General features: G+C 63.9%; 10 protein-coding genes and 1 pseudogene. 3 read left to right on the top strand and 8 right to left on the bottom strand.

Going from position 1 to position 14,596, the window contains the following annotated elements; translation table 11 throughout:
- Nucleotide 1: 1 nt before the first annotated feature.
- Together ACIGJC_RS20355 and ACIGJC_RS20350 are read right to left on the bottom strand one after the other, a co-directional pair.
- The gene (locus ACIGJC_RS20355; RefSeq protein WP_483713948.1) at nucleotides 2-1,465 is read right to left on the bottom strand and encodes an amidohydrolase family protein; all 1,464 of its coding nucleotides are present in this window, start codon (nucleotides 1,463-1,465) and stop codon (nucleotides 2-4) included.
- A gap of 20 nt (nucleotides 1,466-1,485) precedes the next feature.
- Complete coding sequence (locus ACIGJC_RS20350) at nucleotides 1,486-2,817, bottom strand: uracil-xanthine permease family protein (RefSeq protein ID WP_483713947.1); 1,332 nt, start codon at nucleotides 2,815-2,817, stop codon at nucleotides 1,486-1,488.
- A 138-nt stretch (nucleotides 2,818-2,955) separates the two neighbouring features.
- Here ACIGJC_RS20350 and ACIGJC_RS20345 point away from each other — a divergent pair, with 138 nt between their 5' ends.
- A complete protein-coding gene (locus tag ACIGJC_RS20345) occupies nucleotides 2,956-3,183 on the top strand; it encodes a hypothetical protein (RefSeq protein ID WP_483713946.1) in 228 nt (75 codons plus the stop codon).
- Between the two features lie 213 nt (nucleotides 3,184-3,396).
- Here ACIGJC_RS20345 and ACIGJC_RS20340 read toward each other — a convergent pair whose 3' ends face one another.
- From ACIGJC_RS20340 to ACIGJC_RS20325, 4 genes and pseudogenes are all read right to left on the bottom strand, one after another.
- Complete coding sequence (locus ACIGJC_RS20340) at nucleotides 3,397-7,809, bottom strand: response regulator (RefSeq protein WP_483713945.1); 4,413 nt, start codon at nucleotides 7,807-7,809, stop codon at nucleotides 3,397-3,399.
- Between the two features lie 42 nt (nucleotides 7,810-7,851).
- A complete protein-coding gene (locus tag ACIGJC_RS20335) occupies nucleotides 7,852-8,982 on the bottom strand; it encodes a response regulator (protein WP_483713944.1) in 1,131 nt (376 codons plus the stop codon).
- Nucleotides 8,983-9,449: 467 nt separating this feature from the next.
- Nucleotides 9,450-9,917, bottom strand: a pseudogene (locus ACIGJC_RS20330) (acetamidase/formamidase family protein); the annotation flags it as partial.
- A gap of 145 nt (nucleotides 9,918-10,062) precedes the next feature.
- Nucleotides 10,063-10,746 (bottom strand): hypothetical protein, encoded by a 684-nt coding sequence (locus tag ACIGJC_RS20325; protein ID WP_483713943.1) that lies wholly within the window; start codon nucleotides 10,744-10,746, stop codon nucleotides 10,063-10,065.
- Between the two features lie 469 nt (nucleotides 10,747-11,215).
- Here ACIGJC_RS20325 and ACIGJC_RS20320 point away from each other — a divergent pair, with 469 nt between their 5' ends.
- Both ACIGJC_RS20320 and ACIGJC_RS20315 read left to right on the top strand, forming a co-directional pair.
- Nucleotides 11,216-12,550, top strand: coding sequence for a glycosyltransferase family 2 protein (locus ACIGJC_RS20320; RefSeq protein ID WP_483713942.1), 1,335 nt, complete (start codon nucleotides 11,216-11,218; stop codon nucleotides 12,548-12,550).
- A complete protein-coding gene (locus ACIGJC_RS20315) occupies nucleotides 12,547-13,488 on the top strand; it encodes a hypothetical protein (RefSeq protein ID WP_483713941.1) in 942 nt (313 codons plus the stop codon). The genes ACIGJC_RS20320 and ACIGJC_RS20315 overlap by 4 nt, the downstream gene beginning before the upstream one ends.
- Here the strand turns inward: ACIGJC_RS20315 and ACIGJC_RS20310 are convergent.
- Complete coding sequence (locus tag ACIGJC_RS20310) at nucleotides 13,475-13,957, bottom strand: nucleoside deaminase (RefSeq protein WP_483713940.1); 483 nt, start codon at nucleotides 13,955-13,957, stop codon at nucleotides 13,475-13,477. The genes ACIGJC_RS20315 and ACIGJC_RS20310 overlap by 14 nt on opposite strands.
- Nucleotides 13,958-14,079: 122 nt before the next feature.
- Complete coding sequence (locus tag ACIGJC_RS20305; RefSeq protein ID WP_483714485.1) at nucleotides 14,080-14,370, bottom strand: EF-hand domain-containing protein; 291 nt, start codon at nucleotides 14,368-14,370, stop codon at nucleotides 14,080-14,082.
- Nucleotides 14,371-14,596: the final 226 nt, after the last annotated feature.

Here is a 14,596-nt window from a genome sequence, read left to right as displayed (position 1 = left end):
GTCATGCTCCCGCCTGGCCAAAACGCGGCGTTTGCGCGTGGCGCGCGCGGTGCGCATCGGCGGGCTCGTGCAGCTTGCGGATCGGCGCGCCGGCAATGGTGTCGCCGGCCATCGCGCGGATATCGCGCATCAGCGCGCGCGCGTCCCAGTCCACCGGCCAGCCGTCCCACAAGCGCAGCCTGCCGTCGACGAACACCGCGCGGATCTGGTCGCGGCTGGCCAGGCGCACCAGTTCCCACGTCAGGTCCCACGAAGGCGCCAGCTCCGGCACGTCGAGATCGACCAGCAGGAAGTCCGCGCGCTTGCCGGCGGCAATCTCCCCGGTCACGCTGCCAAGGCCCGCGACGTCGGCGGCATCGTGCGTGGCCATGTCGAGCCAGCGCCAGCCCGCCCCGCAGGAAGAATCGCCCACGCCGATGCCGAAGGCATAGCGTTGCGCGGCTTCGGCATGGTCGAGCAGCCGGAACCCGTCGCTGCGCGTGCCATCGGTGCCCAGCCCCAGCCGCACGCCGAACGTCGCCATGGTTTCGGCCGGCGCCACGGCATTGCCCTTCCACGCGCTGGCCACCGGGTTGTAGGCCACGGCGGCGCCGCTATCGGCCAGCAGGCGGATTTCATGCGGCGTGACCAGCGTGGCATGGGCCAGCAGCGCGGCCGGCCCCAGCGCGCCGACGGCCGCCAGGTGTTCGATCGGCCGGCGGCCACACGCATTGAGCGAACGCTCCACTGCCACCAGGTGCTCGTTCGCGTGCGTCTGGAAGACGCGGCCCGATTCCATGCACAGGTGATGGACGTGGTGCAGCATGGCATCGCTCGCCACTTCGGGGATCGAGATCGCGAGCGACGGCGTCACCAGCGCATGGTGATCGTAGCGGCCGAGGTGGTCGACAGCGCGGCGCAGGATGGGACCGGCATCGAGCGTTTCGGCGCCCGGCCTGTCATTGCAGACCAGGCCCAGCACGCAGCGGACCCCTGCATCGGTCACCGCCCGCGCGATGGCGTCCAGCCCCGCGTCGCTGCGCGTGCCCGCATCGACCACCGCCGTGAAGCCGCCGCGCAGCGCTTCCAGCGCCGCGAGTTTCGACGACAGGTAGAGATGTTCGGCCTTGAGGCTGCCTTCCAGGGGCACCCAGACGCGCCGGAAGATCTCCGATGGCTCGCCGAAGACGAGCGACTTGCCGAACGATTGCGTCAGGTGGTGATGGGTGTCGATCATGCCCGGCATCAGCAGCATGCGCGGCAATGCCAGCGTCTTCAGCGACGGAAACTGCGCGGCAACGTCCTCGGAACGACCCACTGCCGTGAAGCGCCCACCTTCGACCACGGCCGCATGGTCGCGCACGGCACCGTGGCGCAACAGCATCCATTCGGGTTGCAGGATATGCGGTTCGGCAAAGCTTGCCGGGTCCAGGGAAGGCGCCACGGCGCCGGGCCATGCAGGTTGGAATTCAGCTTGATAAGTCATACAGATTGACGGATACGGGTTCAGTGCGTGGCAGGTGCCACCTCGGCCACGCGCCGGGCGCCCGTGTGGAAGAACAGGAAATTGAGCAGGGCCGCGGTGAAGGCGCCCATCGCCACGCCATTACCCAGCAGGATGCGCAGGTTGGCCGGCAGTGCGCCGTAGATGCCGGGCACGAGGATCGGCAGCAGGCCCGCCGCCAGCGCCACGGCCACCACGTACATATTGGCGTGGTCGCGCAGGTCGACGCGGCGCAGCACGTCGATGCCCATCGTGCCGACGATGCAGAACACCACCAGGCCCGTGCCGCCGACCACCGCCTCGGGAATCGCGCTGATCAGCGCCGATACCGGCACCAGCAGCCCGAACGCGACCAGGATCGCACCCGACATCGCCGTGACATAGCGCGAGCGCACGCCGGTGGCGCGCACGATGCCGATGTTCTCGCCACTGGTGATGATCAGCGACGTGCCGAACACACCGCCAAGCAGCGACGTCAGCGCATCGCCGCGGATCGTGCGCGGGACGTCGCGCTCGCCGTCGACGGGCCGGCCCACGGCATCGCTGATTGCCAGCGTCTGGCCGGTCGCCTCGACCATCGAGATCACGGCGAACACCATCAACGGGATGGCTGCGATGACATCGAACTGCGGCCAGCCGAACGGGAACGGCGTGGGCAACGCCAGCAACGGCGACAGCGCCACCTGGCCGGTGTGGAAGGCGCCGAGCGCCATCGCCGACAGCGCACCGCCCACCAGCCCGAGCAGGATTGCGAGCCGTGCTAGCGTGCCGCCGAACCAGCGTGACGCGGCAACGGTGCAGGCGATGGTCACGAAGGCCAGCAACAGGTTCAGCGGGTCGACCGCCGCGCCCGCCGCCGGGTGCCCGGCGATGAGCCGGCCGGAGACCTGCGCGAGGTTGATCGCCACGAGCAGCAGCATGGTCCCCACCACCACCGGCGGGAAATAGCGCAGGCAACGCCGGAACACCGGCAACGCGCAGAAATAGAACACGCCGGTCAGGATCACCGCGCCGGCCGCGGTCTGCACGCTGGTCTGCTGGGCGATCAGGATGAACAGCACGATGGGCGCGCCACCGGGCAGCATCACGAACGGCAGGCGCGCGCCGATGCCGCGCCGCCCCAGCGACTGCAGCAGCGTGCCGAGCCCGCAGACCACGAAGGTCGCGCTCAGCAACTGCACCGACAGCGCGGGCGCAAGGCCCAATGCCTTGCTCATCAGGAAGACCGCCGCGATCGGCGAAGCGGCCATCACCAGCACGTGCTGGAGGCCGAAGACGAACAGCTGCCGCCATGGCAGGCGTTCGTCCACGGGGGCGGGGGCGGTTTTGGACATGTCGTTTTGCTCCTCGATTTGGTGGGTCAGTCGTGCACCGGTAACCGTCTCGGGCGCTGTCTTGCGTCTATGCGCAATTCGCCACTTATTTTGACGTTTTCTTAACCAAAACGTTTTGGTTAATGTAATCGATGCCGGATGGAAGCGCAAGGAACGACTTCTGGAAGGACTGCGCCTGCCGACCGATCCGGGACCTGGGCCTTCTGCACCAACGGCTCCGAATCCGCCGGACGTCGCCAGATCCCGACCATCGGGCTGGGGCCTGGATGCGAGGAAGATGCGCACACTATCGATGAATCGATCGCGCTGGAGCAGCTGGAAGGCGCTCGGGAGATCTACCGCAACCTCGTGCTGGCGATGGCGTGACCGGCCGGTCCGAGGTCATTCGCCAGATGAACACGGCCGACCCTTCGTCGGCCTTTTGAAAAGCCCCTGGCGCGGGTGGCTGCGAGATGCCGAAGGCCTGTAGCAGGAGGACGGCGCCTGCGCGGCCATTGTTCTGCGGCTGCCGGCACAGGGCATCGCCCTGTCCATCTCGATCCATTCGCGGCCTGCCGGGCCTCCGACCCGGCTAAGCGCCTAAAGCCTGGGCAAGTCCGCGATCAGCTCAAGAGCGCTGTCGTAATCGAAATTATCGACAACCGACACCAACTTGCCTGTTGCCAATTCGAGCTCACTTCCCTTCACCGTGTCAGCCAACTCCTTAACGATGCCTCCGGCACGGGAATCGCTGGCTTCGAGCAAGACCTTCAGGCTTTCCAGCAATTCGGACACCCGCCTTGCATCAAACTGCTGGCCGGAAGCTTCCGGCCCACGTGCGCCGGCCAGGCGGTCCAGCCCCGCCAGCACTGGCTGCAGTTCGGCCAGGACATTCGCCAACCGTTCCGCGATCATGGGTTCGCTGCCTGCGTCCATGCAGCTTTGCTCCAGCAGGGCCGCCGCAGCTTGTACGCGTTTGGCTCCGATGTTGCCAGCGGTTCCCTTGAGCGTGTGAGCCACCCTTGTGGCGGCAGCCGGGTCCGCCTCGGTACGCGCCGCCGAAAAGATCTTCGCGAAGTCGCGCTGGCTTTCAAGGAATCTGAGAAGCTGCTTGCGATACAGCGGTTCGTTGTCCATGGTGGTCGCGAGTCCGGCGCGTGTATCGATTCCCGGCAGGCTCGCCAACCCTGCACAGACCGTCAGTACCGGCGACGCCGGCACCGGACTCTCCGGGCCTGCGTTGGGGCTGGCCGGAGTCACCCAGCGCGCGATCGTGTCAAACATCTCGGCGATCTTGAGTGGCTTGGCGATATGGTCGTTCATCCCCGCTTCCCGGACTTTTTCGCGGTCGCCGACCATGGCGTTGGCCGTCATGGCGACGATCGGGAGATGCTTCCAGGATGGGTGTTTGCGGATTTCCCGGGTCGCCGTGTAGCCATCCATGACGGGCATCTGGCAGTCCATCAGGATGCCGTCAAAGCGGGTATCGAGCCCGAGGATCTCCAGCGCCTCCTGACCATTGTTCGCCAGCACCGCGTCGATGCCGGCATTGGCCAGCAGTTCGAGCACCAGTTCCTGGTTCATCTCGTTGTCCTCGACCAGAAGCAGTCGCGCCCCCCTCAGCTTGTCCATCGCCCCCTGGCGAATGTCCGCCTTCTCGTGTGCCCGCGTCTCGGTCACGAAGCCCCTGTCCAGTGCCTGGCCGATGGCTTCGAAGAGCGTCGACGGCGTCACCGGCTTGGCGAGAAAGTGCCGAAGCTCGACGCCACGCATTTCGGCTTCTGACAGCGCTTCCTCCCGACCATAAGCCGTGACCATGATCACCGCGGGAGAATTGGGCGGGACATCCTTCTGAAGCTTGCCGACGGTCTGGATTCCATCCATGACCGGCATCTTCCAATCCATCAGGGTGAGATCGTAGGGACAAGCATTCGCCGCAGCTTGCCTGATCATGCGCAGCGCCTGGGCACCGTCGCTGGCCACATCGGCCTCCAGGCCAAAACTGCGGACCATGGTGGACAGGATCTCCCGGGCCGAAGCGTTGTCATCCACGACCAGCAACCGCGCCCCCTTCAATTCCTCGGCCCGGAACATCCGGCGCGGCATCGGCTCGGCCTGCATCCCGAAGCGGGCAAGGAAGTGGAACGTGGAACCCCGGCCGGGTTCGCTTTCCACCCAGATGCGCCCGCCCAACATTTCCACGAGGTTCCTGGAGATGGTCAGGCCCAGACCGCTGCCGCCGTACTTTCGGGTCGTCGAGGCATCGGCTTGACTGAACGACTTGAACATCTTTGCGCACTGCTCCGGCGTCATGCCGATCCCGGTATCCCTGACCCAGAAATGCAGTTCGATATTGGCACCCTCTTGCGCCACCTTCTCGATGCCGATCACGACCTCCCCGGCTTCCGTGAATTTCACGGCGTTGTTGCCGAGGTTGGTCAGCACCTGGCCCAGGCGCAGCGGGTCGCCGATCAGCGCCGTGGGCACATCAAGTGCGGCACTGAACAGCAGTTCAAGTCCCTTGTCTTCGGCCTTCATGCCCACCAGGTTGGCCAGGTTCTCCATGACGTCTTCCAGACGAAACTCGACGCTTTCCATGGACATCTTGCCGGCTTCGATCTTGGAAAAATCCAGGATATCGTTAATGATGCCAAGCAGGTTCTCGGCGGCGCGGTTCACCTTTTCGATGTAACTGCGCTGTTTCCTGTCGAGCTTGGTTTCCAGCGCCAGTTGGGACATGCCGATAATGGCATTCATCGGCGTGCGTATTTCATGGCTCATATTGGCCAGGAAATCGCTCTTGGCCCGAGTGGCCTCTTCGGCCAGCTCCTTGGCACGCAGGATCTCGGCTTCGGCCTGCTTGCGCTCCGAGATATCCACGATCCAGCCCAGGATGCCCTCTTCGCCGTCGTACACGATCGGCAGGTACGTGACCAGCATGTCGCGGGGCTCGTCATTTCGATCGAACATCCGGGTTTCCCTGTTCTGCACAATGCCGTCGCGCTTGAGCATGTCGACCAATGCGTCGCGGTCCCCGGGGTTCACGTAGAGCTGTGGCGATGCCTCTCCGGCCTTCGCGCCAAACGTCTCGATGAACTTTGGATTGGCGAACCGGATGCACCCCTGAGTGGAGAACGCGATATTGACGGGGCTGGTATCGAGGATGTTCTGAAGCCGTTCACGCTCGTCGGCAATCGCCTTGTGCACGGCCTTGCGTTCCGTGATGTCGCGAAAGACGATAACCGTCCCGGTCAGCACAGCGTCCTTGAAAACCGGCGTGGTCGAGTATTCCGCCGGAAAAGCGACGCCATGCTTGCGCCACAGCACTGCGTCGTCAACCGTACGCGGCTTTCCGTCCCGAGACGTGAGGTACAGCGCGCAGTCTTCGCGGGGAAGAACCCTGCCATCGTGGCGGGAATGATGAACCAGGGCATGCATTTCCGCGCCGATCAGTTCTTCAACGGCGTAGCCGAGCATTTGGCCGGCCGAGTGGTTGGCGAAGGTCACGGAACCGCTCTCGTCCATGCCAACGATGCCGTCGTTCACGGATTCCAGAATCAGGCGACTCCGCTCTTCGAGGATGGCCAAGGTTTCGGCGGTGTCCTTGAGCGATTCGCGCTGCGCTTCCAGTTCCTCGGTCTGCTCCTCCAACAGTGCTGCCTGTTGCTCCATGTGCCGGGCCTGGCGTTGAGTGTCCTCGAGCAGTTGCTGCGTCCTGGCGCTGCGCTCCTGGATTTCGAGGCTCATGGCGAGGATGGGCATCAAGCCATCCAGTAGCGCTTGCCCGTCGGCGCCTATCGCTTCCAGGGTTGCCAGTTCGACTACACCCAACAGGCGCTCGGCGCTTAGCACCGGCAACACGGTGATTTCCCTGGGAACCGCCTCACCCAACGCCGAACCGATCCGGACATAGTCAGCCGGCGGGCGCGTGATGACGATCGGCTGACGCTCCATGGCACATTGGCCCACCAGTCCCTGGCCAAGGTCGAAATACTGGTCGATGTCTTTCAGCTCCCGGCAGGCATACCCTCCCAACCGGCGAAGTTGCCGCCGCTCGTCATCGTAGACATAGAAGACGCCATGCCCGACATGCAGTAGCGCCGCAATGCTCGACAGGAATTTCTGCGCCAGCTCGGTAAAGGAACGAGCTGACTGGAGTTCGGACTGGATCGCCGCCTGATGGCTCTTGAGCCAGCGCTGCACTTCCATCTGACGCGCCTCGACTTGCAGGACCGCGATGGAACGGGCGAGATCACCCATTTCGTTCGCCTGATCCGTGTAAGGAACCGAAACATTCAGGTTGCCCGACGCCAGCTGCTCGACCGTCGAACGCAAATCCTCCGTGGGTCGATGGATCGAGCGCCAGATGACCCAACCGATGCCTGCACCGAATCCCAAGCCGGCAACCAGCAGTGCCACGGTTGACCGCAGGCCATGCCGGAGGATTTCCTGCGACTGGCGCGCGGAACTCTGCGCTCCCGCTTCCTTGACTTGTCCGACCTCGGCAAGCAGATCGTCTGCGGCCGACCCGGTCTGCTGGAATTCGCGCGAAGACAGGATCGCTACCGCCGCATCCAGATTGCCGGATTTCGCCGCGATCATCACCTTGTCGGCACCCATCCGATAAGCGGAAAATGCTTCCCGGAACCTGGCCAGGCGTGCCTGATTCTCTGACCGGAAAATGCGCCCGGCTGCATCGTCCACGCTTTTGCGCATGCTCGCTTCGGCAGCCTCCATCTGCTTGATTGCCCGCTCCTGATCCACCTCGGTCGGTGCCAGCACCGCTTGCCGCAAGGCTCGCCCCAGTTCCGCGAAATGGACCCGCGCCTCCTTGAGATGGGACAGGCCGACAAACTCCTTCTCGTAGAGAACCTGGACGTTCTGATCGATTCGCAAGAGATTGGCGAGACTGAAAACCCCGATCACCCCGACTATGGCCAATAGCCCGGATAAGCCCAACGCCAGCTTGCGCCCCAAGGATTGCCGCTCGAGGGCAGCGATGAAGGTCTTCATATACTTCGCTCCGATGGCCACCGCCAGGTCGTTATCCTTCGTCTACTGGTCGGCATCCGAATCCGCGTAGCGCAGGGCAATCGCCAGGAACTCGTCCTGAATCGCCTCGAATGCATCCACGACGTCCGGATCGAAATGGCTGCCGCGTCCCGAAGCAATAATGGTCACCGCTCTTTCGTGCGGCATGGCGTCCTTATAGACCCGTTGGCTGATCAAGGCGTCGTAGACGTCAGCCACCGCCATCAGGCGCGCGGAGACAGGGATGTCGTCCCCGGCAAGACCCTCCGGATACCCGGACCCGTCCCACTTTTCGTGGTGGGAGTAGGCGATTTCCTTGGCCACGCTGAGAAACTCGACATCGGTGCCAAGCGCCCGCTCGGCGTGCTCGATGGCGTCGCGTCCAAGCGTGGTATGGGTTTTCATGATCTCGAATTCATGCGGCTCCAGGCGCCCCGGCTTCAGGAGAATATGGTCCGGAATCCCGACTTTGCCAATATCATGCAATGGAGCCGACTTGAACAGCATGTCGATATTCCGATCGGACAGGTATTGGTCGGTCAGGTATTGGAAGAAGCGCGGATGCATCTGAAGCTTCTTGGCCAATGCCTTGATGTAGTGCTGGGTGCGGCGGATATGGTTGCCGGTTTCATTGTCACGGGTCTCCGCCAGCGATGCCATCGCCAGGATGGTCACATCCTGGATTGCGATCACTTCCTGCGTCCGCTTGGCCACCAGCCGCTCCAGGTAGCCATTCTCGTCCCGCAGAAAATCTTGCGCCGCCTTGTTTTCGAGCTGCGTTTGCACGCGGGCCAGGACGATGGGCGGGCTGATGGGCTTGGTGATGTAATCCGCCCCGCCCATCTCCAGTCCCGCTTTCTCGTCCTCGACGCCGGTCATGGCGGTGAGGAAGATAATGGGAATGTTCCGGGTTCCCGGATCGGCCTTGAGTTCCCTGCAGACGTCGTAGCCGGAAAGGCCGGGCATCATGATGTCCAGCAGGATGAGATCCGGTGGGTCGTTCCCCCGCACAATCTTCAGTGCCTTGTCGCCATTGTTGGCCAGTTTGACCTTGTATTTTTCTTCAAGCAGGCCTGCCATCAGGGAAAGATTGTCGGGCGTGTCATCCACGACGAGGACCGTCTGCTTGTGGTCAAACTCGAATGCGTCTGTCATGTTATTCCTCCGGCGATGTAGAACATCCGAAAGCTTTGGCCGCGTTCATATGAGATGCCGCTTAAACCCTTGGGAATCCAGTCGAGTCCATAGTCGGGACATGGGGCGGGGGACGGTTGTCAATGCAGGGCGTTTCATTATTGGCACCACCATCCGTTTGCAGCCTTAAGTCACCCAGGCAGGATCACTGCCGCAGCCCATCTTAGTTTGCGAAATTTGCAAACTCAACGAAGCAAGCGTCAGTTGTGCGGCCGCAACGCGCCCTGCATGCGCCGCGTGGCGCCCTTCTTCGTTGGCGACGGCTCTGGCAGTGCAAAGAAAATGCCCCTCGGCGCGGGAACCACTCCGAGGGGCTGAAGGCCTATAGGCAGGAGGAGATCCAGCGCCTACATGGCTAGTGTACGGACCCCCGCGCATGGACTGCATCCCCCAAGTGGGTCAGACCGCGGCGGCGTCCTGGCGCGGCTATGCCTGGCCTGATGCACGCGCACGCCAGCCAGCGCCGGCTGCCGGCAGCATTCGCGCTCATCGACGACCTTGCCGGGGATGGTCAGCTTGCCCGGATAGTCGTAGGCGTACAACGCGTGCGCCGTGTTCGAGGCCTGGTCGAGTTCATAGATGGTGACCCGCTCCTTCTCGAATTCCCGGTAGAGCTGGCCCCAGCTCGCCGCCACGTTGGCGCCGAAGCGGAAGCGCGGAATCATCTGCAGGTAGCGGACTTCCAGCACATCGCCGGGCTTCGCGTCCTCGATGTAGATCGGCCCCGTCATGATGTGGACGCCAGGATTGCGGTCGTCATGCGGGACCTTGTTGCAGATCTCGCGGATGGCGGCATCCATCATCAGGTCGGGTGCGTCGCCGGCGTGATGGGTCACGGCCTCGGCGCGGATGAAATCGCCGCTTTTCACGGTCAGGGCGGCCGCCCGGCGGCTCATGTCCGGGCAAGAAGCCCCGGGTACCGCGCTGCATGTTTCCCGGCGCCGCACGTGGTTCCATACTAGGAACACCGCCCGCCGCACCGGTAGGCCGAGACGCCCCAAACTCTTGTGCTGGCGCGTACTAGGGTAAACCTGCGCGCATTCAACGCGTCCCGGCAGCCTTTGCCGGTGCGCAGCAACGCTGGATATCGATGGCTCGGCCCAGGCATGCAGGCAGCCCCGGCTGGCTCTTGCACAAGAGGCGCGCGGCCGGGCCGGCATACGTGAACCGCTGTCCGACCATGCACAGTTCGGCCGCGGCGCTGTCATTCAGCAGCATGTTGTCGAACGGCCTGCCGACCTCGGCATAGCCGCACGCAAGCATGGCGCGCTTGACACCTTCGCTGTCGGTATCGGCGCGGCTCCAGTAGGAATAAGCGGGAGGCGCCGACGCGTGCCGACTGACCTTGGCCGGATCGAAATCCGGGTCCGAGCCGAAGGTCTTGCCGCGCGGCGCGCTGGCGCACGCGGGCAACTCCGGGTTATCGGCACACACGATGCGCCGGTCCTGGTAAAGGAACCCTTTGTCCAGCATGCAAAGCTCCGCGCGGGCCTGGGCGTTGGTCGTCATCATGGTCTTGTCGACATACGCCGGATCCGCATAGCCGCAGCCAAGCATGGCGCTGCGCACGCCCTGCTCGCTCACGCCCGGTTTGGCCCACAGCTTGTACAGCGGCGGGGGCGGCTGGAACGGCCGCGTGGTGCAGGCCGTCAGGGCAAGAACGATGGCGGCGAACCCCGCAAGCCGGAGGGCGTTCGCATGGCGATGCAATGAGGGTTTCGACATATTGTTGGCAGCCGGAGTCCCGGCGGTCCGGTCACTCCAGGTTTGATCGGATGGCGCGACTTCGCCCTTCAGGGAGGGAAAGGATAGCGCGGACGCCGCAGGCGTCCTTTGTACCCCCTCCCCGGGCCTGCAGGCGCCCGAACGGCAGCACCCGAGGTTGTTGGCAAAATAATACAAAGCCTACGTAGCATTTGACGTAAGACCCGATTGACAAGACAATCGCGGCCGCGCTGCTGCTTCACTGCCGGTGCACCCCTGTTGATGCCGGGTTGCCCGTCGCACAGTCGCTTTGTGCCCTTTCCGCACCGGTGTCAATCATCCCCGAGGCTGACAGACACCCTTCGCTGCAATCGCTGAGACATGGTTTCGGGGGAAACCGGATCACCGCGGCGGGGCGATGAGTCTACCTCCTGTCATGACCTGCTTCGCCTGAAGATGTTGTGACGTGCAACGCGTAAAACAATACAAAATGGCGGAAGTCGGGTCCGGCAAATCATCGCGCCTCTATCTTTCGGTGCGAGTCAAGTTTGCGATTGCCTTTGGCGTGGCGGTCGGCTGGACCGCCTTCTCCGTGTGGGCGGCGCAAGACTGGCTGACATCGCTTGGGTCCCACATCGGCATGGCGGCCGCCTGGGTGATCATCGGCGGTATCGCCATTGTCCCGGGCTTCATGAATGCCTTCCTGATCGGCAGCCTGACCATGGACCGGCGTCCGATGCGCCGCCACCTGGACACCTACCCGCCGCTGACGATCCTGATCGCTGCCTATAACGAGGAAGCCTCGATCCTGGACACGATTGCCAGCATCGATCGCCAGAAGTATCCGGCACCGCTGCAGGTCATCGTCATCAACGACGGCTCCCGCGACCAGACCGCTACGCTGGTGCGCGAAGCCGAAGCCACGTATCCGTGGCTGCGCCTGCTCGACATGCCGAAGAATGGCGGCAAGGCCAAGGCGCTGAACGAAGGGCTGAAGCTGGCCACGAACCAGCTGGTCGTGACCATCGACGCGGACTCCTACCTGCATCGCCAGGCGCTGACCAGTATTGTCGAGCGCTACCACCTGGACCCGCCCGACACCCGCGCCGTAGCCGGCAAGATCCTGGTGCGCAATTCGCGCCGGAACTGGCTGACGCGCTGCCAGGAATGGGATTACTTCCAGGGCATCGCGGCCATCAAGCGCATGCAGTCGCTGTACCACGGCACACTGGTCGCGCAGGGCGCCTTCTCGATCTACAACCGCGACGCCCTCAATGAAGTTGGTGGCTGGGAGGACTGCGTGGGCGAGGATATCGTGCTGACGTGGGCCCTGCTCAAGGCCGGCTACCGCGTAGGCCACTGCGAGGACGCCTGTATTTTCACGAACGTCCCCGAGAACGTCGGCCAGTTCGTGCGCCAGCGCCAGCGCTGGGCGCGCGGCATGATGGAAGCGTTCCGCCAGCACCCCGACATCCTGCTGGTACCGCGCCTGTCGACGTTCTTCGTCTACTGGAACCTTTTGTTTCCGTGGCTGGACCTGGCGTTCACGCTGTGCTTCGTCCCCGGAATCGTGCTGGCCCTGTTCGGTTACCACTGGATCGCCGGGCCCATGACGCTCGCGCTGCTGCCGCTTGCGGTGCTGATGAGCTACCTGATGTTCTCGATCGAGAAAGAAATGTTCGATCGCCTGGGCCTGAAGGTAAGGCGCAACCGCCTTGGCCTGTGCATGTACATGCTTTTCTACAGCCTGCTGCTGCAACCCGCCAGCGTGCTGGGCTATATCGACGAGATTTTCAAGACCAGAAAGACCTGGGGTACCAAGTGAAACGCAGCGCATTCGCGATTCTGAACACGGTGCTGGCGTTGCTGTTCACCAAGGCGGCGCTGGCTGAGGAAGAAAAAGTCCTCGATCAGGGCATCGGCCCCGAATTCCTCGCCAGCTACGATAGCGAGAAGTTCTCGATCCACAAGGTGTCGCTCGAATACCTGCCGAGCATGTCGCACGCCGACAACCTGTTCGGCGTACGCGCGAGCGACTATCGCTACCAGCAGGACGACTGGACCCGCCACGGCCAGAAGATCAGCGTGCTCGGGCGCCAACTGGATCCCGCCACGCTGAACGGCTGGAACCTGGAGGGCGGTGTCTTCACGCAGGGCGGCCACACGCTGGCGACCGTCGACGGCAACTACCGGCTGTCGCTGGCCAAGCGCACCTCACTCGAGGTCTTCGTCAACCGGGACTGGGTGGAAACGCAGACCGCACTGGATCGCGGCGTCAGCTACACGTTTGCCGGCCTGGCGCTGGACCAGGGCATCGGGCCGCACGTCACGCTGGTGGGCGTGGCGGGCCAGCAGTATTTCTCCGATGGCAACCGCCGCGACCATGGCCGCGTGCGCATCATCTACCAGCCGCTGCTCGATCTGGGCCTGACACTGCAGGCGCGTTACCGGGCCTATCACAGCTCGCAGGAAGATGTCGGCCGCGCCTACTTCAACCCGGATCACTACGCCGAAGGCATGCTGGCGATCGGCTGGCGCCAGCGCTACAAGGGCTGGACCGGACTGCTGGTCGCGGGGCTGGGCCGGGAAAAGGTCGCCGATGCCACGCAGCAGCCGACACGGCTGTTTGAAGTCGGGCTGCAGAGCCCGGTCCGCGGCGCGCAGTCGCTGCGCCTGCGTGCAGGCTACAACCGCAGCGCCTCGTTCAACGGGCCGAACTACCACTACCGCTACGCCCTGGGCGAGTGGATCATTCGCTTCTGAGCAGGCTGCCCTGGCGCTCGCGCCAGGCCTCATAAAGATCCGGGCCCTTGTCGCGCGCGGGCACATAGGCCAGCTTCATCTCGCGCAATTCAGGCGGCCGCGCCAGTTCGACATAGCCGCGTTCCGCGGACAGGTCATAAGGCGCGCCGTCTTCGTTGGAATAGGCGTAGTAGACCGCCCCGACGCCGGCCAGGTACATCGCCGTCAGGCACATCGGGCACGGATGGCCGCTGGCGTACACCGTGCAACCGGTCAGGTCCGGCTTGCCGAGAGCCCGGCTGGCAGCGCGCACGGCCTGCATCTCCGCATGCGCGCTCGGGTCGCAGGTGGCGTCCACCTCGTTGACCGCTCGCGCCACCACCTCTCCATCCTTGACAACCACGGCGCCGAAGGGCCAGGTATTGCGCTCGCGCACGTTCTCCATGGCAAGGCGGATGGAGTCGATCAGATAGGTCTCCGTGTCAGACACGCGTTGTCTCCCGTCAATAGCCTGGCCCCGGCAGGTGACTGGAAAGGGGCCTGCCGACTATAGGACAGTGCGGGCCCGCGGCGTGCGCCGGGTTGTTATACGGCGTATTCGATTCGCCGCGATCAGCGCGACCTCATTGCCTGCCCCATGAACGCCTCGATCTGCGGCAGCGTCACATAGCCATTGCGCTGCGCGTCGATCTGGTCGAAGTGCTGCGCGACCCTCGGCATGCCGGCGGCGGCCTGCTCGCGCGTGAGCTTGCCGTCATGCGTGGTATTGGCACTGGCAAAGCGCGCCTGCAATTGCTGCATCGCACGCTCCATACGCGGACCGGCGGCGGGCATTGGCGCGCTTTGGGCAAACGCCCCCGCGCAAGCCATGCACAGGGCGAGCACTGCAATCATCTTCTTCATCATGTTTTCTCCGTAAAGGACGGCCGGGCCTTGCCGGCGAGTGTTGAACGTTGGCCAGTGCGGCGGCAACGGACCGAACTATAGGGGGCCATCGCGCGCCTGTCGCCATGGAAGACATGTCGCGGTATTTCACGGCTCGGCGCGTCCGCGGGCATGACACATGGCGAAATATTTGATGCATGGCGCCCGGCGCTGCCGCCCACTACATTGGCCTCACCGACGCAGC

Source organism: Cupriavidus sp. C3SS-1, from assembly GCF_057073755.1.
Note: the sequence above shows the minus strand (reverse complement) of the source record. Positions and strands in the feature narration are given on the sequence as shown.

What these genes read in the sequence shown, in the direction of transcription:
- ACIGJC_RS20355 (WP_483713948.1), bottom strand. Translation starts at nt 1,465, where the DNA reads ATGACTTATCAAGCTGAATTCCAACCTGCATGGCCCGGCGCCGTGGCG.
- ACIGJC_RS20350 (WP_483713947.1), bottom strand. Translation starts at nt 2,817, where the DNA reads ATGTCCAAAACCGCCCCCGCCCCCGTGGACGAACGCCTGCCATGGCGG.
- ACIGJC_RS20345 (WP_483713946.1), top strand. Translation starts at nt 2,956, where the DNA reads ATGGAAGCGCAAGGAACGACTTCTGGAAGGACTGCGCCTGCCGACCGA.
- ACIGJC_RS20340 (WP_483713945.1), bottom strand. Translation starts at nt 7,809, where the DNA reads ATGAAGACCTTCATCGCTGCCCTCGAGCGGCAATCCTTGGGGCGCAAG.
- ACIGJC_RS20335 (WP_483713944.1), bottom strand. Translation starts at nt 8,982, where the DNA reads ATGACAGACGCATTCGAGTTTGACCACAAGCAGACGGTCCTCGTCGTG.
- ACIGJC_RS20325 (WP_483713943.1), bottom strand. Translation starts at nt 10,746, where the DNA reads ATGTCGAAACCCTCATTGCATCGCCATGCGAACGCCCTCCGGCTTGCG.
- ACIGJC_RS20320 (WP_483713942.1), top strand. Translation starts at nt 11,216, where the DNA reads ATGGCGGAAGTCGGGTCCGGCAAATCATCGCGCCTCTATCTTTCGGTG.
- ACIGJC_RS20305 (WP_483714485.1), bottom strand. Translation starts at nt 14,370, where the DNA reads ATGAAGAAGATGATTGCAGTGCTCGCCCTGTGCATGGCTTGCGCGGGG.